Consider the following 19336-nt stretch of genomic DNA (forward strand, 5'->3'; position numbering starts at 1 on the left):
GTAACATTTAAGCGTCAAAACAAGAAAAATTAGTAATGAATTACTGAATTTATAAAAGCTATTTGTATTTCAATTTCACAAAATATCGATAGTATTAATTTTTAAGTAGTAGTTTTATCAATTTCTAATTGATGCATCCATGTAAGCATTTCCGCGACCGCCAGGTACAAATTGGGCGGAATTTGCGAATCCAGGTCTACATGCATTAACAATTTCACCAATTCGGAGGAGGCGTGGACGTAAAGGCCGCTCTCTTTCGCGCGCTGGACAATCGCCTCGGCGACCGCGCCATAGCCCTTGGCGACCACCGTCGGCGCCTGGCCGCCGGCCCCCAGGGACAGCGCCACGGCGCCGGAACGCGCGGTTTCCGGGCTTTCGGCGGCGTTTCCTTCCCGCGGTTTATCCGGCATCACGGCCTCCCGTCGGGTCCGGCAGGTCCGCCGCGCCGCCTATGCGCAGCTCCGCCAGTTCCAGCCCCACGGCGCCCMGGCGCCGCGACAGTTCGGCGCCGGCCTGGTTCAGCACCGCCACCGTGCCCTCCTGTGAGGCGTCCAGCCGCAACTGGAGCGCGGCGCCGGCCAAGCCCAGGCGCGCATCGACCGTTCCCAGCCGGGGCAGCTTCAGCGTCAGGCGGGTGGTCCATGTCGAGGGCGCCGCTTCCGTCACGTCCTCACGACCTTCGCGGCCCGCCGCTTCCTCGTGTTCATGGCGCTCCTGGCGGATTTCCCAGTCCAGCGGAATGCCCGGCCAGCCCTCGCCGCTCCAGCGAAACACCGGCAGCGCCAGCATGTCCAGTTGCTGGCGCACCAGGCCCACCAGCTCGGGATGGATGGCGGCCGCCGGATGGCCGGCGCGCGCGGTCTCCGTCGACACGGCGGCGGGGCCGGGCGTGCCGGCATCCGGCCCGGAGAAATCGTGCGGGCTGGGCGTCGCGGGGTCCGGCAGGCCGGTCGGGCCGTAGCTGGTGGCCGGGAGCGGCGGGTGGACGGACTCCGCCGAAGGGCCGGCGGACGGCTGCGTCGCGACGCCGGTATCGGGGGCAGCGCCGGCTGCGGCCGGCGGTGCTGCCGCTTCCGGCGTTCCCTGCGGCACGGGCGGCGGAACGGCGGCGGTCCCAGGCAAAGCGACAGCAGAACCCGGCTGCATATATATAGAGGGCGCGGCAGCCGCCCCAGGGGAAGCCGGGCCTTCATCCGCCAGTTGTGCCCCGGCGGGCGCGGGCGCCATGCCGGCCTGCGGCTCACGCGCCAGCTGCGCCAGGGCGCGCTGGCCGGCCGCGAACTGCTGCAGGTGGGATTCGTAAAACAGGCCTGATTCGGCCACCGTGCGCGCCAGGACGGCCGTCAGCACCGGTACCGCAGGCGTGCGCAAGTCGGGCTGCAGCGGCACCCGCCCGCGGATGGCGGGCGTCGTTCCGACCGGCAGGTTCAGCAGCGCGCTCACGGTGCGGGCGGCGGCGCTCAGGGTGACGGCGCCCTCGTGCCTGGCCTGCGCGAAGCCCAGGGCGGCGCCATCGCGGCCGACCAGGCCCGGGCCCAGCTCGCGCTGCAGCGCCTCGCGCGAAGGCAGGCGCACGTCGTTGGTCACTTTTTCCACATTCACCACGGCGCCCGGGCCGGCGATCTCGAGCGCTGCCTTCAGCGGTACCAGGTCCACGCGCTGTCCCAGCCGCGTGGCCAGCAAGGTATCCACCAGAGGCGTCACACCGCTCATAACAGGTGGATGTCGTCCGGCTGGCCGTACGCCTTGTGCAGGCTGCGCTGCCGTTCCAGGCTTTTCATCACGCCCACCAGCTTGGCCAGCTGCGGCATGACCATGCCGAAGATCTCGGTGGTGTTAGCGCTGATGCGGCCCAACAGCACGTACTTGCGGGCCGACTGCGCCTCGTCCAGCGTGCTCAGCGGCTCGATGTCCTTGAGGCGCTCGACCATGCTGCTGCACTGCCCTTCGAGCCGGGGCAGCTCGCCCCATTGCTTGGCGCGCGCCAGCACGAGCATGCGCTCGGTCAGAGGGGCGATCTGCTCGTAGCAGTGCATGACTTCGCTCTGTGATCCCATGAAGGTCAAGCTCCCGCGGAAAAACGCGCCAGCGCGGGGGCGGCGGGCACTTGCAGCGGCTGCGGCCGCTGCGGGTCGATCTCGCGCCAGGCCGAGCTCACGCTGTCCAGCAGCCGGTCGGCCTCGTCCAGCAGCGCCGGGTCGTTGCGCAGGTTGGCATACAGCAGGCGCTGCGTGACGTAGGCGTAAAACGCCGACAGGTCCGCCACCAGCTGGGCGCCGGCCGCGCCGGCGGCGTCCGCGTCCAGGCTGGCCTTCAAGCCGTTGTCGACGATGTTGATGGCCTTGGAGATGGCCTGGCCCTTGGCACTGATGTCCTTGTTCGCCATGTGGTGGCGCGCCATCGCGATGGCCGTCTTGGCGCCGTCGAACAGCATGGTGATCAGCTGGTGCGGCGAGGCGCTCATGGCCGCGCTTTCGGTGCCGACCCTGGCGTAGGCGTTGGCGCCCGCGCGGTAGCTATTGGTGCTCGGCTGGTAGGCCCAGGGCTGGGTGAGCGGTTGCGTGAGGGGCTGGGTGTGGGGTTGGGTATGCATCGGAATTCCGGCTGGCTGGGACGTGCTTGCGTGCGGGTTTATTTCTTGCTCGAACTCATGTTGGCGAACTGCTGGGTCAGGTAGTTGGCGGTGGAGCTCATGCGCGACACCAGCAGGTCCAGCTGGGTGAACTGCGCCTTGTAGCGCGCCACCGTGGCCTCCACCCGGCTCTGGGTCGCCGTGTACTGGTCGTCCAGGGACTTGAGCGTGGTCTTCACGCCCGTGGTTGCGGCGCTGAGCATGCCGTCCTTGCTGGTGAAGGTCTCCAGCAGCGAGGACACCTGCTTGCCGATGCCGGTGGTGCCTGTCGTGCCGGTTCCGGCGAAGAGTTCCGCCACCCCGGCCTTGTTGTCGGCGAACGCGGTCTTCAGCTTGGCGGCGTCGAAGGCCAGCGTGCCGTCCTTCTGGAAGCTCACGCCGACCCGGGACAGCACCTTGAGCTCGCCGGCCTGGGGCGTGTTGAGCGCCGCGCGCAGGCGCGTCTGGACGGTGCGCAGCGTCGAGTCGCCGACCAGCGCCGCGCCCGCCTGCTTTTCCTTGTCGTACTGCGTCAGCTGGCCGGCCGTGGCCTGCAGGCTGTTGTAGGCGGTGACGAAGCTGGTGATGGCCGCCTCCACCGCGGAGGTGTCGCGGCTGACCGTCAGCGTGCTGGCACCGGTCTTGGCCAGCGTCATGGTCACGCCGGGCGCGGCGTCGGTCACCGTGTTGGTCTTGGAGGTCACGGGCAGGCCGCCGACCGTGAGCATCGCGTTGGCGGCGGCGGCGGTCTGCTGCAGGGCCTGCGCGCCCGAAGCGTCATGGTTGAGCAGGCCTTGCAGGCTGGCGTCGCCGGCCACGGAAATGCGCATGCTCGAGGCTGCGCCCGTATCTTTGGAAGTGAGCACCAACCGGTACGGCGAGATCCCGCCGTCGTTGACGATGGCGGCCGTGACGCCGATGTCGGCGCTCTTGTTGATCGCGTCGCGCAACCCTTCCAGCGAATTGTTGCTGTCGTCGATCACGATGGATTTCGCGGCGCGCGCGGTGTCGGCCGTGAAGGACGCGCCGCTGTAGGTGCCGGTGGCGGCGTTCAGCGTGCCACCCGAGATGGTGCCGAAATCAATCGTGACAGTGCCCTTGCCCACGGCGGCCTTGGCGTTAGCCACGCCAGCGGCGGCCAGCGACTGCGCCGCGGCCAGCTGGGTGACGTTGACCGCGTAGGTGCCGGCGGCGCCCGTGGCCGAGGCCGCGGCCGTGAGTACATCGGTGTTGCTGGACGTCGCCTTGACGCCCTGGAACAGGTTGGCATCCGACAGCTTGGCGGCCGCCGCCTGCAAGGTGCTCAGGGCGCCTTGCAGGGTGCCGTAGGCCGACAACTTGGCGGTGTAGCTGATCTGCTGCTTCTGCAGCATGACCAGCGGCTGGCTTTCCGCCGTGGTGAGGCTGGTGAGCAGGCCGCTCAAATCGAGATTCGAACCGATGCCCAAACTTGAAACCGATGCCATGGTGACTCCTCAATGTTTCTGAACTAAACCGCTTGGTGAACCAAGAGGCCCTGCAGCTTGCCGAGCGCCTTCGAAATCCGCACCACCTCTTCCGAAGGCATCTGCCGGATCAGGTCCCCGCTCTCCACGTCGACCACCTTGACGATCATGGTGTCGGCCTCCTTGTCGAACTCGAACTGCACGCCGATGGACGCCATCCGCAGGGACTCGTTGATCTCGGCCAGCGCGGCGCGCTCCTGCGCGGGCGCGGGCGCCGCTTCTTTTTCAGCGGGCACCTCGCGGGACGCGCCGGTGCGGCCGGTCGCGGCCGAAGGCGGCATGGCATCACGCCACGGAGCGGCTGTCACGGCACTGGAAGGAATCGTCATGCTGGCTCTCCTGAGAAATCGCTAGGCACTCCCGCCTGAACCCTCAAGCGGGAGTGCGTAGCGCAGGCGGACACAGCCGCCTGGCTTGCACAAAAACCAGGCACACCTTCCGAAGAGGGCGTGCCTTGCGCGATTAACGCAACAGGGACAAAACGCCCTGGGTCGTCTGGTTGGCCTGGGCCAACACGGAGGTACCAGCCTGTTGCAGGATGTTGGCGCGCGTCATGTTGGACACTTCGGTCGCGTAGTCCGCGTCTTCGATGCGCGAACGCGAGGAAGACAGGTTGGTCACCGTGGTGCCCAGGTTGGAGATCACCGAGTCAAAACGGTTTTGCACCGCGCCCAGCGAACCGCGCAGGTCGTCGACCATCTTCAGCGCCGCATCGATCTTGGACAACGGGTTGATCGTGGAGGCGCCGACGAATTCAGCGGTCGTGCCGCCGGCCGGGTTGTTCAGTTCGATCGCGGCGGTGCCGGTGTCGTTCAGCGTACCCGTGGCATCACCGGCGTCAACGATCGCGCTGGCGGCCGTTGCGTAGTTCTTGCCCTGGATGCTGACGTAGCCGGTCGTGGCGCCAGCTGCGTCGGCGCCAACCTTGACCAGCTGGTCGGTGATGGTGACGGCGGGCGTGACGCCGGCAGCCGTGTCGGTGTAGTCGATGTCGGCCGTGTTCAGCGTGACCAGGCCGCTGCCGCTGGTGCGGTCCACGGTGGCCGAGTAGTACTCGTCGCCCGCCTTGACCACGAACACGCCGCTGCCGACGCCGGCTGCGGTCTGCACTTCATGCAGCGACAGATCGGCGGCCGTCAGGCTGGTGCCGTTGGCGGTGTTCAGCGCCGTGACGCTGGTCGCCGCGAAGTTGACGGTGGCCGAGCCGGTGGCGGCGGTGTTGTCCACCACGGTGGTGATGGCGGCGCCGACTTTCAGTTCATTCTTGGAAACCGTCAGCGAGTTCAGCTTCAGGCTGGCGGAGTCGATCTGCTTGAGGCCGATGTCGATGGTTTCGCCGTCGTTGGCGCCGACCTGGATGCTCAGCTTGCTGTTGGAGGCCAGCACTTTCACGCCGTTGAAGTCGGTTTGTGCCGAGGTACGGTCGATTTCAGCGAGGCGCTGGGTGATTTCAGCCTGGATCGAAGCCTTGTCGGCGGTCGAGTTCGAACCATTGCTGGACTGGACGGCCAGTTCGCGGATGCGCTGCAGGTTGCTGTTGATTTCGGTCAACGCGCCTTCAGTCGTCTGCGCCAGGGAGATGCCGTCGTTGGCATTGCGTTGCGCAACAGCCAGGCCCTTGATGTTGGACGTGAAGCGGTTGGCGATGGCCTGGCCGGCTGCGTCGTCCTTGGCGCTGTTGATGCGCAGGCCGGAGGACAGGCGCTGGATCGCGGTGTTCAGCGACGACTGCGACTTGTTGAGGTTGTTCTGCGTGAGCAGGGAAAGCGAGTTGGTATTGATGACTTGGGCCATGAGGGACTCCTGGATTACATGAGGTTGTGGACTCCGGCTAACTTGCCGTCACGCTGGCCTTGCTGTCTTGACAGTCTGCAAGCCACCGTTGTCCAGGTTATCGGCCGGGCCCCGCCAAACCTTTAGCGGCACGCTGAAAATAAATCCGCATCGCGTGCCAACACCTCACGTCAGGCCGGCATGTTCATGATTTCCTGGTAGGCCGCGACCACGCGGTTGCGCACCTGCAGGCCCATCTGGAAACCGATGTTGGCCTTCTGCATGTCGACCATCACGTCGTTGAGCGCCACGCCGGGTTTTCCGAGCTCGAAGGCCTCGGCCTGGCTGTAGGCGTGCTGCTGGCTGTCGCTGATGCGGTCCAGCGACTTCTTCAGTTCGCCGGCGAAGCCACCGGAGGCGGCCTCGGGGCCGGCCGGCGCGGACATGCCCGACGACTGCGCAAGCACGCGCATTTGCTGGAGTACGGACTCAATGGATGTGATCGACATGGTGTTTTCCCGGCGCATGGGCGCCCCTTGCTTGATGAACGGGTTGAAGCGTACCAGCGGGTGAATCGCGGCATCAGGCCAAAAGACGGCAAAAGCCCCGGCTATTCAGCGGATCGGGAAGGCCGGCCGGCTCTGACAATTCTTCACAAGGACCGGCCCCCGTGCACCTCCCTGCCCGCCATGCCGGTCGACTTTTTCGCCTTTGAATAAGACCTGTTGTATGCCAACTGTTGTTTCAGCCACCACGCCCGGCCGCACGCGCCGCCAGCCTCCAGGCCAGCCCCGGCTCCACGCCGCGCATCCGTGCGTAGCCGGGTGAGCGCGTGAACACCGCCGTGCTGGGCGCCGAGGCGGCCCCGTCCAGGATGCCGCCCTGGCTGGAGCAGCTGCGCGCCAACCCGCGCCTGCCGCTGATGATCGGCGCGTCCGCCGCGGTGGCCGCCATCGCGGCGCTGTGGCTCTGGAGCCGCGCGCCCGACTACGGCGTGCTCTACAGCAACCTGTCCGACCGCGACGGCGGCGCCATCATCGCGTCGCTGCAGCAGATGAACATCCCCTACAAGTTCACCGAAGGCGGCGGCGCGCTGCTGGTGGCTTCCAACAAAGTACCCGAGGCGCGCCTGCGCCTGGCCGCCCAGGGCCTGCCCAAGGGCGGCACCGTCGGCTTCGAACTGATGGATGCCCAGAAGTTCGGCACCAGCCAGTTCGCCGAGCAAGTGAACTACCAGCGCGCGCTTGAAGGCGAACTCGCGCGCTCCATCAATTCCATCTCCGCCGTCGAATCGGCGCGCGTGCACCTGGCACTCCCCAAGCCTTCGCTGTTCGTGCGCGACCAGAAAAAACCCAGCGCCTCCGTGGTGCTGAGCCTGCACCGCGGCCGCAGCATCGACGAAGGCCAGGTCAGCGCCATCGTGCACCTGATCTCCAGCAGCGTGCCCGAACTCTCGGCCAAAAGCATCACCGTGGTCGACCAGGCCGGCAACCTGCTCTCGGCGGCCAACGCCGGCACACGCGGCCTGGACGTCAGCCAGCTCAAGTACACACAAGAGATAGAGCAGGGCTACATACGCCGTATCGAGGCCATCCTGCAGCCCATACTCGGCGCCGGCAACGTGCATGCGCAGGTCGCCGCCGACATCGACTTTTCCATCGTCGAGAACACCGACGAGAAATTCCGGCCCAACCAGGAACCCGGCACAGCGGCCATCCGCAGCCAGCAGTCCAGCGAATCCGGCCAGCTCGGCAACGGCCCGGCCACCGGCGTACCCGGGGCCCTGACCAACCAGCCGCCGCCCGACCCGGTCGCCCCCATCACCGCGCCCTCGCAGATCAAGCAAGCCACCCCGCCCGGCGCGGCGCCCGCGGCCCAGCTCAAGATGAGCGCCGAACTCGGCTCGGCCGGCGCGGCCCCGCGCAGCGCCGGCGCCGGCGGCAACTCGCGCAAGGACGTCACCACCAACTACGAAGTCGACCGCTCCATACGCCACACACAGCAGGGCGCCGGCGGCATCAAGCGCCTGTCCGTCGCGGTGGTGGTCAACTACCGCGGTAACGGCGCCGCCGCCGGCAAGCGCGCGGCGCTGACGGCCGCCGAGCTCGAGCAGGTCCGCAACCTGGCGCGCCAGGCCATGGGCTTCAGCGCCGAACGCGGCGACTCGCTCAACGTCGTCAACAGCCTCTTCGCCGCCGACACCGAAACCCCCGAGCTGCCGCTGTGGCGCCAGCCCGAGAACGTCGAGATCGCCAAGTCCTCGATCAAGTACCTGCTGCTCGGCCTGTTCGCCCTCTACCTGTGGCTGGCCGTGCTGCGGCCGCTGCTGCGCAAGCACCTGCAGCCGGCCTCGGCCTCGGCGGCAGCGGCCGCGGCGGGCATGGACAGCGAACCGGCCGAGGGCGAAACCGCCGAACAGCAGGCGCAGGCCCGCGAACAGCAGGAACAACGCAAGCGCCGGCACGAGGCCAACCTGCAGTACGCGCAGGAGATGGCGGCCAAGGAGCCGGCCATGGTGGCCATGCTGATCAAACACTGGACGGAAAAAAATGGTGGATGAAGGCACGCGCAAAAGCGCCATTCTGTTGATGTCGCTCGGCGAGGCCGGCGCCGGCAGCGTGCTGCAGCACCTGCCGCAGCACGTGGTCCACACCCTGGGCAAGGCCATGGCCGGGCTGGCGCAGGTCAGGCGCGACGAGGTCGGCGAGGTGCTGCGCGAATTCCGCGAGGAAACCGAGCAGTACTCGGCCACCCACGTCGATGCCGGCAGCTACCTGCGCGCCGTGCTCAACAAGGCCCTGGGCAACACCCGCGCGGCCGACCTGCTGGAAAGCATTTCCCAGCCCGACAGCTCGACCAGCGGCATTGACCGGCTGAACCAGCTCGAGGCCACCGAGGTCGTTGAGTTGATCCGCGACGAGCACCCGCAGATCATCGCCACCCTGCTGGTGCACCTGGACCGCGACAAGGCCGCCGACGTGCTCGAACAACTGCCCGAGCGCGTGCGCCACGACGCCGTGCTGCGCGTGGCCACCTTCGGCGGCGTGCAGCCGGCCGCCCTCAAGGAACTGACCGACGTGCTCACCGACATGCTGTCCGGCGAAGGCGTCAAACGCAGCCGCCTGGGTGGCATACGCGCGGCCGCCGAGATCGTCAACATGATGAGCAGCGCGCAGGAGGAAAGCGTCATCAAGCATGTGCGCGAGCACGACGAGGCGCTGGCGCAGAAGATGATCGACGAGATGTTCCTGTTCGAGAACCTGCTCGAGCTCGAGGACCGCAGCGTGCAGCTGCTGCTCAAGGAAGTGGAATCGGAGTCGCTCATCATCGCGCTCAAGGGCGCGCCGCTGGAGCTGCGCGAGAAATTCCTCAAGAACATGTCGCAACGCGCCGCCGAGATGCTGCGCGAGGACATCGAAATGCGCGGCCCGGTGCGCGTCTCGCAGGTCGAGAACGAGCAGAAGGGCATCCTGCAGATCGTGCGCCGCCTGGCGGATGCTGGCGAGATCGTGCTCGGCGGCCCGGGGAACGACTCCTATGTATAACCGGCCCCCTCTTACATCTCTCACGCATCTGCCGCCACGCGCCGCCGCGGACAGGCCGGCCACCGAACCGCCCTACGCGCGCCGGGCCAACGGCACGAAGGAAGCGCTCACCGCATGGGAGCGCTGGGAGATGACGGCCATCGCGCAGGAATCCGATGCGGCACCGGCGCCGGCCCCCGAGCCCAAACCGGCGCCCGTGGTCGCGCCGCTCAAGCCCGAGGTGCTGATCAACGACGTCGAGCTGGCCCAGCTGCGCCTGCAGGCCCTGCAGGCCGGCGAGGCCGAAGGCTTTCGCCAGGGCTACGACCGCGGCCAGGCGCAAGGCCGCGACCAGGCCATGGCCGAAGTCCATGCGGAAGCCGCGCAGCTGCGCGCGCTGGCCCTGGCGCTGCCGGCCGCGCTGCGCGGCGCCGAGAACGAAATTTCCGAAAACCTGCTGGCCCTGGCGCTGGACATCGCGCGCCAGGTGCTGGGCCAGGCCTTGGCGCTGGACACCGGCGCCATCCTGCCCGTGGTGCGCGATCTGCTGCAGGCCGAGCCGGCCCTCAGCGGCTCGCCGCAGCTGGTGCTGCACCCCGACGACGCGGCGCTGGTGCGCCAGCACCTGGCCGAAGACCTGCAGGCCGCCGGCTGGCGCATACGCAGCGACGCCGCCTGCCAGCGCGGCGGCTGCCGCGTGCTGGCGGCCAGCGGCGAACAGGACGCCAGCCTGCCGGGCCGCTGGGAACGCGTCACCGCGGCCCTGGTGAAAACCGCCATGCACACGCCGGTGGCAATCCATGTCTGAACTGCCCGTCGCAGCCGCTGCTCCTGCCGCTCCGGCCGCCGCGCCGCTGCGCGCCTGGCACGGTGCGCTCGACGAGGCGCGCGCCTCGGTGGCGCAAAGCGTGCCGGTGCGCAGCTACGGCCGGCTCACGCGCGCCGTCGGCCTGGTGCTCGAAGCCGTCGGGCTGCGCCTGCCGGTCGGTAGCGACTGCCTGATCGAGCTGCCGCCCGGTTACCCGCAAAAAACCGCCGAGGCCGAAGTCGTCGGCTTCGCCGGCGACCGCATCTTCCTGATGCCGCAAAGCGAGGTCGACGGCCTGCTGCCCGGCGCCCGCGTCTATGCGCTGGAGTCGCCCGCCGGCCATGCCGGCGGCCTGGGCCCGCGCACCAAACGGCTGCCGGTGGGCGCCGGCATGCTGGGCCGCGTGGTCGACGCCGCCGGCCGGCCGCTGGACGGCCGCGGCCCGCTCGATTTCTCACGCGAGGTTCCGCTGGCCGCCAAGCCCATCAACCCGCTGACCCGCGCGCCCATCGACAGCGTGCTCGACGTCGGCGTGCGCGCCATCAACGCACTGCTGACCGTCGGGCGCGGCCAGCGCATGGGCCTGTTCGCCGGCTCCGGCGTCGGCAAGAGCGTGCTGCTGGGCATGATGGCGCGCTACACCAGCGCCGACGTCATCGTCGTCGGCCTGATCGGCGAGCGCGGCCGCGAGGTCAAGGACTTCATCGAGAACACCCTGGGCGAGGAAGGCATGGCGCGCGCCGTGCTGGTGGCCGCACCGGCCGACACCTCGCCGCTGCTGCGCCTGCAGGGCGCGGCCTATGCCACCTGCCTGGCCGAATACTTCCGCGACGAAGGCAAGAACGTGCTGCTGATCATGGACTCGCTGACACGCTACGCCATGGCGCAGCGCGAGATCGCGCTGGCCGTGGGCGAGCCGCCCGCTACCAAAGGCTACCCGCCCTCGGTCTTCGCCAAGCTGCCCGCGCTGGTGGAGCGCGCCGGCAACGGCGCGCGCGACGCCGAAGGCCGCGGCGGCTCCATCACCGCCTTCTACACCGTGCTCGCCGAAGGCGACGACCAGCAAGACCCGATCGCCGACTCGGCGCGCGCCATCCTCGACGGCCACGTGGTGCTGTCGCGCAGCCTGGCCGAGTCCGGCCACTACCCGGCCATCGACATCGAAGCCTCCATCAGCCGCGCCATGACGGCGCTGATCACGCCCGAACAGTTCCAGGCCGTGCGCAGCTTCAAGCAGGCCTTGTCGCGCTACCAGCGCAACCGCGACCTGATCAGCGTCGGCGCCTATGCGCCCGGCCACGACGCGCAGCTGGACCAGGCCATCGCCCTGTACCCGCGGGTAGAAGCCTTTCTGCAGCAGACCATGGAAGAACGCGTGAGCCACGCCGACGCCACGGCCCAGCTCAACGCGATCTTCCAGGCCTGAGCCCCGTCCTGATTTTTTCATTCGCCACCTAAACCCAAATCCAGGAATCCCGTCATGCCCAACAAGCTACCGCTCGCCACGCTGATCGAACTGGCGCAGAACAAGACCGACGAAGCCACGCGCCGCCTCGGCCAGCTGCAGACCGCGCACACCAGCGCGGCCGAAAAACTCGAGATGCTGCAGCGCTACCGCCAGGAATACCTGGACCAGCTGCAGGTGCAGATGGGCGCGGGCGTGCCTGCCGCGCAGCTGCGCAACTTCCGCAACTTCATCGCCACGCTGGATGCCGCCATCGAACAGCAGCGCGCCGTCACCGTGCAGGCCGACACGCGGCTGGCCACCGGCCGCGGCGACTGGCAGAACAGCCAGCGCCGCCTCAACTCCTTCGACACCCTGGCCGGCCGCGTGCGCCTGCAGGAAATGGCCGTGCAGAACAGGCGCGAGCAGCGCGACAGCGACGAACGCAGCGCGCGCCAGTTCTATATGCGCGCCAGCCTGCAGGGCCACTGAATAGATAGACCCGCGAGAAACAGCCATGTCCCTGCTCCCCCCTACCCTCTCCACCCCGGCGCCAACCGGCAACGCATCCTCGGCTTCTTCCACAGCGTCCAGCCGCGGTGATGAAGCCGCCCAGGGCGAGAGCGAAAGTTTTGGCGACGTGCTGTCGCGCTCGCTCGCGGCCTCCGGTGAAGCGCCTGCCAAGGCCGGCGGCAAACCCGCCGCGTCCACGCCCCTCAAGCGCATCGCCGACGACAAAAAATCCGACACGCCCGAAACGGTCAACACCGCGGCGCTGCTGTTTGTGCCACTGGAAACACGCATCGCCAAGGCGGCGGGCGCCGATGGCGGCACTGCCGCTGCCGCCGGCGGCGCGGCCACTTCCTTGACGGCCACGGCCGCGGCGCAAGCCTCGACCGCCGCCGCACCGGCAAACACCGCCGCGGCGGCAAACGATGCCAGCTTGGGCGGCGACAGCGAAGCCGCCGCGCCGCAAGCCCTGCTGGCTTCCGGCCTGCCGGTTGCACCCGCCACACCGGGCAAAGGCCGGGAGCTTCAGTCCACCGCCCCTGCCTCCGCAAACGACGAAGCCGCCCTGGACCTTCCCGCCGCCAAAGCCATGGCGCCCGTCGCCGCATCGGATGCCGGCCAGGCAACGCAATTTTCAGCGCGCGACGAGCGGCCCGGCGATGAGGCCCGCGAGGCGCTTGGCGCCGACACGCGCGCCGAACAAAAGCCCGGTGCAAGCAAGGCACCCGCGATGGCGGCGGCCAAGGATGCGGCCGACCCGGCAACTACCAACATCACCGCAGCCCCGGCCGCCGCCGTCCAGGCCGCCGCAACCGATTCACCGTCCGCCACAGGCTTCACTGTCGCCGCGGCCGCCGCCCCGGCGCACGGCCACGCCCCGGCTCCGAGCCAGCCCGCGGCGCCCATCCCAAGTCAGGCAGCCCTCACCCCCGAAGTCGGCAGCGGTGAATGGGGCCAGGCCCTGGGCCGGCAGATGCTGCATATGGGCAAGGCCGGCGAACAGGTGGCCGAGCTCCAGCTGAATCCGCCGGGCCTGGGGCCGCTGAAGGTCACGCTCAGCATGAACGACAACCAGGTCCAGGCGCTGTTTGTGTCCGCGCATGCCTCGGTGCGCGCCGCCGTCGAAGCCGCGCTGCCGCAATTGCGCGGCACGCTGGCCGACAACGGCATCAGCCTGGGCGACACCTCGGTCAACTCCGGCAGCCAGCAGCAGCAGCCCGCCTTCGCCCAGGGCCAGGACGGCCGGCCCGGCCAGCCCGGCGCGCAGAACCAGCGCACCCAGCCCGGCTACCAGGCGGCCGATGCGGCGGTACCGGCCCCCACGGCCGCAGCGCCAGCCCACCCGCGCGGCAAGGTGGACACCTACGCCTGAGCACACGCGCCCGGCAAATGCCGAAGTTGAAGCGTTTTCCCCCTGCTGCTCCGGCGATGCACGGCCGGTGTTTTACCCAACAATCGATTGACCAACCCAAACCCACACCGCCATGGCTACCAGCACACTCCCAGCGAAGACCCTCACCTCGCGTCAGCCCTCGCCCAAACTCATCGCCCTGTTGATCGCCCTGTCGGTCCTGGCCGCCGCCGCGGCCGCGGGCGCCACCTGGTACCTCAGCAACCAGCGCAATGCCGAGGCCGCACCCGCCGCCACCTTGCCGGCCGCGCCGCTCTTCGTGGCGCTGGAGCCCATGACCGTCAACCTGCAGCCGGGCGGCCGCAGCCGCTTCCTGCATGCGGCCGTCACCCTGAAGGTGCCCGACGCCAAATCCCAGGCCCTGGTCACCCAGTACCTGCCCGAAGTGCGCAGCCGGCTGCTCACGGTGCTGTCCAACCGCGCCTCCGACGCGCTGATCACGCCCGAGGAAAAAGCCAAGCTGGCCGCCGAAATCATGGCGGCGCTGAACCAGCCCCTGGTGCCCAACCTGCCCTCGCTGAAGATCTCCAGCGTGATGTTCACCACTTTCATGCTGCAGTAAGCATCGCCTGCACCTATTCGCCATAACGACGCCCAATGAAATCCGCCCATGGCTTATGAACAGCAGCTCTCGCAGGACGAGGTAGATGCGCTGCTGCAGGGCGTCACCGGCGACGCCGGCGCGGCCAGCCCGAAGCCGCCCGTACCCGCGGGCCCGCCGACCTACAACCTCGGCACGGACGAGCGCATCGTGCGCGGCCGCATGCACACGCTCGAGGTCATCAACGAGCGTTTCGCGCGCCACCTGCGCGGCGCGCTGCTGACCTTCATGCGGCGCAGCGCCGACATCTCGGTGGGCGCGGTGCAGATCCAGAAATACGGCGACTTCATACGCCACCTGCCGGTGCCGGCCAACATCAACATGATGCACATGAAGCCGCTGCGCGGCACGGCGCTGTTCGTGTTCGACCCCAAGCTGGTGTTCCTGGTCGTCGACAACCTGTTCGGCAGCGACGGCCGCTACCACGTGCGCATCGAGGGCCGCGACTTCACGCAGACCGAGCAGCGCATCATCAAGCGCCTGCTCAACCTCACGCTGGAGAGCTACGGCGGCGCCTGGCAACCGGTGTATCCGCTCGAGTTCGAATACGTGCGCGCCGAGATGCACGCCAAGCTGGCCAACATCGTCGCACCCAACGAGGTGGTCATCAACACCACCTTCCAGATCGAGTTCGGCCCCATAGGCGGGGCGCTCAACGTCTGCATCCCCTATTCCATGATCGAGCCGATACGCGACCTGCTGTCGAATCCGCTGCAGGACGAGATCGAGATCGACAAGCGCTGGGTCAAGCAGCTCTCGCAGCAGGTGCAGAGCGCCGAGGTCGAGCTGCGCGCCCACTTCCTGACCCTGCAGTCGAGCATAGGCCAGCTGCTCAGGCTGCAGGCCGGCGACGTGCTGCCCGTCGAGATCCCGGACACCATCATCGGCAAGGTCAACGGCGTGCCCGTCATGGAATGCGGCTACGGCACCTCCAACAACCACTATGCCCTGCGTGTGGAAAAAATGATCCACCACCAGGACAGCGACTCCAGCAAGGGAAAAGACCATGAGTGAAGACAGCAAAGAGCAGCCGGCGGCCGACGCCGACGACTGGGGCAGCGCGCTCGCCGAGCAGGCGCAGTCCAGCGCCGCCGCCGCGCCGCCTCCTCCACCGCCGCCCGCATCCCCGCCGCCTTCCACCGCGGCCGGCGAGCGCGTGTTCCAGCCGCTGCAGGGCAACGCCGCCTTCGAGATCGCGCGCGGCGATATAGACCGCGTGCTCGACGTGCCCGTGCAGCTGACCACCGAGCTCGGCCGCACCCGCATCACCATCAAAAGCCTGCTGCAGCTGTCCCAGGGTTCGGTCGTCGAGCTCGACGGCCTGGCCGGCCAGCCCATGGACGTCTTCATCAACGGCTACCTGATCGCGCAGGGCGAGGTGGTGGTCGTCAACGACAAGTTCGGCATACGCCTGACCGACATCATCACGCCGTCGGAACGCATGCAGAAGCTGAACCGATGAAGCCTGTGTTTCGCACCGTGGTCCGCGGGCTAGTCGCGCTGCTGCTGGCCGGCCTCTGCCTGTCGGCCGGCGCGGTGCTGCCCACCGTGCCCGCGGCCGCCGCCGAACCCGTGCGCGCCTCCTTCGGCGCCGCCGGCCTGCTGCAGGCCGGCCTGGGCCTGGCCTTTGTGGTGGCGATGATTTTTGGCTGCGCCTGGCTGGCGCGGCGCTTCGGCCTGCAGGCCGGTGGCAGCGGCCGCCTGCTCAAGGTCGTCTCCAGCGCCATGGTCGGCCAGCGCGAACGTGTGGTCGTCGTCGAGGTCGGCGGCCAGTGGCTGGTGCTGGGCGTGGCGGCCGGCCAGGTGCGCGCGCTGCACACCATGCCCGCGCAAAACCTGCCCGGCAACCTCCCTGACAGCGACGCGGTGCCCGCGCCCCAGCGCTTCACCGGCCCCGGCAGCGCATTCTCAAACCGGCTGCTCGAATCGCTGAACAGGCTCAAGAAACGCGACTGAGATGAAGAACAAGCTTGCCAGCCTGCGCGCCGGCGCGGCCCTGCTGCTGCCCGCGTTTATCGTGGTCACCCTCATGCTGCTGCCCGAGGCCGCATCGGCCCAGGGCCTGCCCGGCATCACCAGCACCAAAGGCCCGGGCGGCAGCCAGACCTGGTCGCTCAGCGTGCAGACCCTGGTGCTGCTGACCTCGCTGTCGTTTTTGCCGGCGCTGCTGCTGTCCATGACCAGCTTCACGCGCATCCTGATCGTGCTGGGCCTGCTGCGCACCGCCATCGGCACGCAGTCTTCGCCGCCCAACCAGGTGCTGGTCGGGCTCTCGCTGTTTTTGACTTTTTTTGTAATGTCGCCGGTTTTCGACAAAGTGCACGCCACAGCCTACAAACCTTTTTCCGAGAACAAGATCAGCGCCGAGCAGGCCCTGGAGCGCGGCGTCGAGCCCTTCAAGCAGTTCATGCTCAAGCAGACCCGCGAAGCCGACCTGGCCCTGTTCGCCAGGCTCGCCAATATCGAGAAGCTCGACGGGCCCGAAGACGTCAGCCTGCGCATCCTGCTGCCCTCCTTTGTGATCAGCGAACTCAAGACCGCCTTCCAGATCGGCTTCACCATCTTCATCCCTTTCCTCATCGTCGACCTCGTCGTCGCCAGCGTGCTGATGTCCATGGGCATGATGATGGTGCCCCCGGCCACCATCTCCCTGCCCTTCAAGCTCATGCTGTTTGTGCTGGTCGACGGCTGGCAGCTGCTGATAGGCGCGCTGGCGCAGAGCTTTTATCTCTAGCGACACCAAGGAATACACACATGACTCCCGAATCCGTCATGGCGCTGGGCTATGAGGCCATGAAGCTCTCATTGCTGCTGGGCGCGCCGCTGCTGCTGGTGGCCCTGGTCACCGGCCTGCTGATCAGCCTGTTCCAGGCCGCGACGCAGATCAACGAGATGACGCTGTCCTTTATCCCCAAGCTGCTGGCCGTCTTCGCCACGCTGGTGATCGCCGGGCCCTGGATGCTGGGCACCGTGCTCGACTACATGCGCAACCTGTTCTCGTCGATTCCGCAGATCGTCGGCTGAGGGCTGGGCGCACCTCGGGCAAAAAGCCATGCAGCCGGTTTTTTCGGTCACCTCCGGCCAGCTCAACCTCTGGCTGGTGTTTTTCCTGTGGCCTTTTGTGCGCATGCTGGCCCTCATCAGCACCGCGCCCATCTTCAGCGAAGCCGCCGTGCCGCGCAGGACCAAAGTCGGCCTGGCCATGCTGCTGGCCATCGTGGTCGCGCCCACGCTGGGCACGCCCCCGGCTGTGCCCCTGGTCTCCGCCGCCGGCTTCTGGATCCTGGTCCAGCAAATCCTGATAGGCGCGGCCATGGGTTTCTCCATGCGCCTGGTCTTCGCGGCCGTGCAGGCTGCCGGTGAATACGCCGGCCTGCAAATGGGCCTCTCATTCGCGTCCTTCTTCGACCCCACCAGCGGCGGCAACACCATGGTCATTGCCCGCCTGCTCAACGTCATGGCCATGCTGATTTTTCTCGCGGTCGACGGCCACTTGATGCTGGTCATGGTGCTGGCCGAAAGCTTCCAGGCCCTGCCCATCTCCGACGCACCGCTGGCGGCCAGCGGCTGGTTCCTGCTGGCCAACGCCGGCGGCGAGATCTTCGCCGGCGGCCTCATGCTGGCCCTGCCCCTGATCGCCACCCTGCTCACGCTCAACCTCGCCATGGGCATCCTGAACCGCGTCTCGCCGCAGTTCAGCATTTTTGCGGTCGGCTTCCCCATCACCCTGCTGGCCGGCATCGCCATGCTGCAGCTGCTGATGCAATACCTTGCGCCTTTCCTGGAGCCGCGTTTCGCCGCGGCGTTTGCGGGGACGATGGGGGTTTTGCAGGGTTTGCGGCAGTAGCAGTGTCCGCAGGCACAGACCAGGTTTTCACCGACCGGTCTCGATAAATCCCACAAACAATGACCGCGCGCGGACAATCCGCGCTGGTCTCCCTCGCACGCTCACATACCCTTCAGCCTCGCCACCAAAAGCTCGGCCCAGCACGCGGCGGGCAGCCACTGGCACAGCCAAAGCACCTCCCCACACACGTGATCGCCATGGGCCTTGCCCCACGGGCAAAGCGGCGGGGGTTTTCCGGGGAACGGGGGAGTCATGAGGACACACACCAGCAAGGGGAAACACGCCACACGCGCCCGGCGGGCATGGCTCGCGAATGCCGGCTGGCTCAGCATGGGCCTGCTCCTGCCGGACGTCAGCCGGGCGGCCGGGCCAACCGCCAGGAAACCCGCCACAAAAGCCGCACCCAAAAGCCACTACCTGGTCTCGGCCATCCTGCGCGAAGGCGTGCAGGACTTCACCTTCAGGCTGGTCCACTCCATGCAGTCGGCCACCAGCGTCGACGAAGCCATAGGCATCTTCACGCGCCTGGCACTCGAGAAATACCCGGGCTATGCGGTCGCACAAACCACGGTGACCGACATCGTCCTGCCGCCCGGCGCATGCACCCAGGGCAAGCCGGGCACCTTCCCTGGCCGGCCAGAGGGTGCGTGTGGCTGTCCGCTACACCGATGGCTTCGGAATCACAGAGAACTTCGTCACAGCTGCCACCGCAGCGGTCAATCACATGATCGGCACGGTCGGCGTCGACACACTGGCCGGCAGCGCAGGCGCTGACCGGCTCGAAGGCCTGGCTGGCGACGACGGTTATACGGTCAACAACGCTGGTGACGTGGTGGTGGAAAACGCCAACGAGGGCTTCGACACCGTCAGCAGTTCGGTGGACTACACACTCACAGCCAACGTCGAGAGCCTCTCACTGACCGGAACGGCGGCTCTCAAGGGCACGGGGAATGCCCTGAACAACGTACTCGTCGGCAATGGCGCGGCCAACGTACTGCAAGGCGGCTGGGGCAATGACACGCTCTCGGGCGGCGCGGGCGACGATGTGATGGACAGGGCGACGCCAGAGCCGATCAAGGTGGTTCTTCTCACCGGTAGCTTGACGGCAAAGCTCGTTACCGGCGACCAGGTGATAAGTGAAGTTCCCATGTCAGGCAGTTGGGCACCTTCGGGCCATGTGGGCCAGACCCTGCAGATTTTGGGGTCATCTTCTGTGGACAAGGTTTATGTGACGGCCGGCAGTAGCGTGGATGCCACGAGTCTGGGTGGAGGTGTTGACGAAATCTACCTGACGGGCCGCCT

At 67.6% G+C, this 19336-nt stretch carries 23 protein-coding genes; 15 read left to right on the forward strand and 8 right to left on the reverse strand.

Features of this window, described 5'->3' with window-relative positions; all coding sequences use genetic code 11:
- Nucleotides 1–101: 101 nt before the first annotated feature.
- From AC1D1F_RS22530 to fliE, 8 genes are all read right to left on the reverse strand, one after another.
- Nucleotides 102–410, reverse strand: coding sequence for an EscU/YscU/HrcU family type III secretion system export apparatus switch protein (locus tag AC1D1F_RS22530; RefSeq protein WP_477677332.1), 309 nt, complete (start codon nucleotides 408–410; stop codon nucleotides 102–104).
- Nucleotides 400–1227: a flagellar hook-length control protein FliK gene (fliK, locus tag AC1D1F_RS22535; RefSeq protein WP_477700846.1), complete on the reverse strand. Its 828-nt coding sequence runs from the start codon at nucleotides 1225–1227 to the stop codon at nucleotides 400–402. Before fliK ends, AC1D1F_RS22530 begins: the two co-directional genes overlap by 11 nt.
- Before the next feature lie 482 nt (nucleotides 1228–1709).
- Nucleotides 1710–2057 carry a flagellar protein FliT gene (locus AC1D1F_RS22540; protein WP_477652288.1) on the reverse strand — a complete coding sequence of 116 codons (348 nt, stop codon included), beginning with the start codon at nucleotides 2055–2057 and terminating at the stop codon, nucleotides 1710–1712.
- Nucleotides 2058–2062: 5 nt separating this feature from the next.
- Nucleotides 2063–2593 (reverse strand): flagellar export chaperone FliS, encoded by a 531-nt coding sequence (gene fliS / locus AC1D1F_RS22545; protein ID WP_477677333.1) that lies wholly within the window; start codon nucleotides 2591–2593, stop codon nucleotides 2063–2065.
- 38 nt (nucleotides 2594–2631) lie between these two features.
- Entirely contained in the window at nucleotides 2632–4077 is a 1446-nt protein-coding gene (gene fliD / locus AC1D1F_RS22550; protein ID WP_477677334.1) for a flagellar filament capping protein FliD, read from the reverse strand.
- A 23-nt stretch (nucleotides 4078–4100) separates the two neighbouring features.
- Nucleotides 4101–4445, reverse strand: a complete 345-nt coding sequence (locus AC1D1F_RS22555; RefSeq protein ID WP_477677335.1) for a flagellar protein FlaG — start codon at nucleotides 4443–4445, stop codon at nucleotides 4101–4103.
- A gap of 133 nt (nucleotides 4446–4578) precedes the next feature.
- The gene (locus tag AC1D1F_RS22560) at nucleotides 4579–5910 is read right to left on the reverse strand and encodes a FliC/FljB family flagellin (protein ID WP_477684388.1); all 1332 of its coding nucleotides are present in this window, start codon (nucleotides 5908–5910) and stop codon (nucleotides 4579–4581) included.
- 170 nt (nucleotides 5911–6080) lie between these two features.
- Nucleotides 6081–6398: a flagellar hook-basal body complex protein FliE gene (gene fliE, locus AC1D1F_RS22565; RefSeq protein WP_477677337.1), complete on the reverse strand. Its 318-nt coding sequence runs from the start codon at nucleotides 6396–6398 to the stop codon at nucleotides 6081–6083.
- 365 nt (nucleotides 6399–6763) lie between these two features.
- Here fliE and fliF point away from each other — a divergent pair, with 365 nt between their 5' ends.
- The 15 genes from fliF to AC1D1F_RS22640 all read left to right on the forward strand — a co-directional run.
- Nucleotides 6764–8449 carry a flagellar basal-body MS-ring/collar protein FliF gene (gene fliF, locus AC1D1F_RS22570; RefSeq protein ID WP_477696778.1) on the forward strand — a complete coding sequence of 562 codons (1686 nt, stop codon included), beginning with the start codon at nucleotides 6764–6766 and terminating at the stop codon, nucleotides 8447–8449.
- On the forward strand, nucleotides 8439–9434 hold the full coding sequence (fliG, locus tag AC1D1F_RS22575) for a flagellar motor switch protein FliG (protein ID WP_477677315.1): 996 nt from the start codon (nucleotides 8439–8441) through the stop codon (nucleotides 9432–9434). Before fliF ends, fliG begins: the two co-directional genes overlap by 11 nt.
- A complete protein-coding gene (locus tag AC1D1F_RS22580; RefSeq protein ID WP_477677316.1) occupies nucleotides 9427–10221 on the forward strand; it encodes a flagellar assembly protein FliH in 795 nt (264 codons plus the stop codon). The genes fliG and AC1D1F_RS22580 overlap by 8 nt, the downstream gene beginning before the upstream one ends.
- Nucleotides 10214–11647 carry a flagellar protein export ATPase FliI gene (gene fliI, locus AC1D1F_RS22585; RefSeq protein WP_477696764.1) on the forward strand — a complete coding sequence of 478 codons (1434 nt, stop codon included), beginning with the start codon at nucleotides 10214–10216 and terminating at the stop codon, nucleotides 11645–11647. The genes AC1D1F_RS22580 and fliI overlap by 8 nt, the downstream gene beginning before the upstream one ends.
- A 54-nt stretch (nucleotides 11648–11701) precedes the next feature.
- Entirely contained in the window at nucleotides 11702–12157 is a 456-nt protein-coding gene (gene fliJ, locus AC1D1F_RS22590; RefSeq protein WP_477677318.1) for a flagellar export protein FliJ, read from the forward strand.
- A gap of 25 nt (nucleotides 12158–12182) precedes the next feature.
- Nucleotides 12183–13547, forward strand: a complete 1365-nt coding sequence (locus tag AC1D1F_RS22595) for a flagellar hook-length control protein FliK (protein ID WP_477677319.1) — start codon at nucleotides 12183–12185, stop codon at nucleotides 13545–13547.
- Nucleotides 13548–13659: 112 nt separating this feature from the next.
- Entirely contained in the window at nucleotides 13660–14148 is a 489-nt protein-coding gene (gene fliL / locus AC1D1F_RS22600) for a flagellar basal body-associated protein FliL (protein WP_477677320.1), read from the forward strand.
- Between the two features lie 48 nt (nucleotides 14149–14196).
- Nucleotides 14197–15201, forward strand: a complete 1005-nt coding sequence (gene fliM / locus AC1D1F_RS22605; protein WP_477677321.1) for a flagellar motor switch protein FliM — start codon at nucleotides 14197–14199, stop codon at nucleotides 15199–15201.
- Nucleotides 15194–15649 carry a flagellar motor switch protein FliN gene (fliN, locus tag AC1D1F_RS22610; RefSeq protein WP_477677322.1) on the forward strand — a complete coding sequence of 152 codons (456 nt, stop codon included), beginning with the start codon at nucleotides 15194–15196 and terminating at the stop codon, nucleotides 15647–15649. Before fliM ends, fliN begins: the two co-directional genes overlap by 8 nt.
- A complete protein-coding gene (gene fliO / locus AC1D1F_RS22615) occupies nucleotides 15646–16143 on the forward strand; it encodes a flagellar biosynthetic protein FliO (RefSeq protein WP_477677323.1) in 498 nt (165 codons plus the stop codon). Before fliN ends, fliO begins: the two co-directional genes overlap by 4 nt.
- A 73-nt stretch (nucleotides 16144–16216) precedes the next feature.
- The gene (gene fliP, locus AC1D1F_RS22620) at nucleotides 16217–16921 is read left to right on the forward strand and encodes a flagellar type III secretion system pore protein FliP (RefSeq protein WP_477677327.1); all 705 of its coding nucleotides are present in this window, start codon (nucleotides 16217–16219) and stop codon (nucleotides 16919–16921) included.
- Nucleotides 16922–16941: 20 nt separating this feature from the next.
- On the forward strand, nucleotides 16942–17211 hold the full coding sequence (fliQ, locus tag AC1D1F_RS22625; RefSeq protein WP_477652273.1) for a flagellar biosynthesis protein FliQ: 270 nt from the start codon (nucleotides 16942–16944) through the stop codon (nucleotides 17209–17211).
- A gap of 28 nt (nucleotides 17212–17239) precedes the next feature.
- Nucleotides 17240–18034 (forward strand): flagellar biosynthetic protein FliR, encoded by a 795-nt coding sequence (gene fliR / locus AC1D1F_RS22630; RefSeq protein WP_477696765.1) that lies wholly within the window; start codon nucleotides 17240–17242, stop codon nucleotides 18032–18034.
- 252 nt (nucleotides 18035–18286) lie between these two features.
- A complete protein-coding gene (locus AC1D1F_RS22635) occupies nucleotides 18287–18808 on the forward strand; it encodes a hypothetical protein (RefSeq protein ID WP_477677325.1) in 522 nt (173 codons plus the stop codon).
- Nucleotides 18759–19336, forward strand: a 578-nt coding sequence (locus tag AC1D1F_RS22640) for a calcium-binding protein (protein ID WP_477700845.1), incomplete at its 3' end; no start/stop codon positions are given. The genes AC1D1F_RS22635 and AC1D1F_RS22640, both read left to right, overlap by 50 nt.

Source organism: Polaromonas sp. P1_H6 (genome assembly GCF_056405195.1).

What these genes read in the sequence shown, in the direction of transcription:
- AC1D1F_RS22530 (WP_477677332.1), bottom strand. Translation starts at nt 410, where the DNA reads ATGCCGGATAAACCGCGGGAAGGAAACGCCGCCGAAAGCCCGGAAACC.
- AC1D1F_RS22540 (WP_477652288.1), bottom strand. Translation starts at nt 2,057, where the DNA reads ATGGGATCACAGAGCGAAGTCATGCACTGCTACGAGCAGATCGCCCCT.
- fliS (WP_477677333.1), bottom strand. Translation starts at nt 2,593, where the DNA reads ATGCATACCCAACCCCACACCCAGCCCCTCACGCAACCGCTCACCCAG.
- fliD (WP_477677334.1), bottom strand. Translation starts at nt 4,077, where the DNA reads ATGGCATCGGTTTCAAGTTTGGGCATCGGTTCGAATCTCGATTTGAGC.
- AC1D1F_RS22555 (WP_477677335.1), bottom strand. Translation starts at nt 4,445, where the DNA reads ATGACGATTCCTTCCAGTGCCGTGACAGCCGCTCCGTGGCGTGATGCC.
- AC1D1F_RS22560 (WP_477684388.1), bottom strand. Translation starts at nt 5,910, where the DNA reads ATGGCCCAAGTCATCAATACCAACTCGCTTTCCCTGCTCACGCAGAAC.
- fliE (WP_477677337.1), bottom strand. Translation starts at nt 6,398, where the DNA reads ATGTCGATCACATCCATTGAGTCCGTACTCCAGCAAATGCGCGTGCTT.
- fliF (WP_477696778.1), top strand. Translation starts at nt 6,764, where the DNA reads ATGCCGCCCTGGCTGGAGCAGCTGCGCGCCAACCCGCGCCTGCCGCTG.
- fliG (WP_477677315.1), top strand. Translation starts at nt 8,439, where the DNA reads ATGGTGGATGAAGGCACGCGCAAAAGCGCCATTCTGTTGATGTCGCTC.
- AC1D1F_RS22580 (WP_477677316.1), top strand. Translation starts at nt 9,427, where the DNA reads ATGTATAACCGGCCCCCTCTTACATCTCTCACGCATCTGCCGCCACGC.
- fliI (WP_477696764.1), top strand. Translation starts at nt 10,214, where the DNA reads ATGTCTGAACTGCCCGTCGCAGCCGCTGCTCCTGCCGCTCCGGCCGCC.
- fliJ (WP_477677318.1), top strand. Translation starts at nt 11,702, where the DNA reads ATGCCCAACAAGCTACCGCTCGCCACGCTGATCGAACTGGCGCAGAAC.
- AC1D1F_RS22595 (WP_477677319.1), top strand. Translation starts at nt 12,183, where the DNA reads ATGTCCCTGCTCCCCCCTACCCTCTCCACCCCGGCGCCAACCGGCAAC.
- fliL (WP_477677320.1), top strand. Translation starts at nt 13,660, where the DNA reads ATGGCTACCAGCACACTCCCAGCGAAGACCCTCACCTCGCGTCAGCCC.
- fliM (WP_477677321.1), top strand. Translation starts at nt 14,197, where the DNA reads ATGGCTTATGAACAGCAGCTCTCGCAGGACGAGGTAGATGCGCTGCTG.
- fliN (WP_477677322.1), top strand. Translation starts at nt 15,194, where the DNA reads ATGAGTGAAGACAGCAAAGAGCAGCCGGCGGCCGACGCCGACGACTGG.
- fliO (WP_477677323.1), top strand. Translation starts at nt 15,646, where the DNA reads ATGAAGCCTGTGTTTCGCACCGTGGTCCGCGGGCTAGTCGCGCTGCTG.
- fliP (WP_477677327.1), top strand. Translation starts at nt 16,217, where the DNA reads ATGCTGCTGCCCGAGGCCGCATCGGCCCAGGGCCTGCCCGGCATCACC.
- fliQ (WP_477652273.1), top strand. Translation starts at nt 16,942, where the DNA reads ATGACTCCCGAATCCGTCATGGCGCTGGGCTATGAGGCCATGAAGCTC.
- fliR (WP_477696765.1), top strand. Translation starts at nt 17,240, where the DNA reads ATGCAGCCGGTTTTTTCGGTCACCTCCGGCCAGCTCAACCTCTGGCTG.
- AC1D1F_RS22635 (WP_477677325.1), top strand. Translation starts at nt 18,287, where the DNA reads ATGAGGACACACACCAGCAAGGGGAAACACGCCACACGCGCCCGGCGG.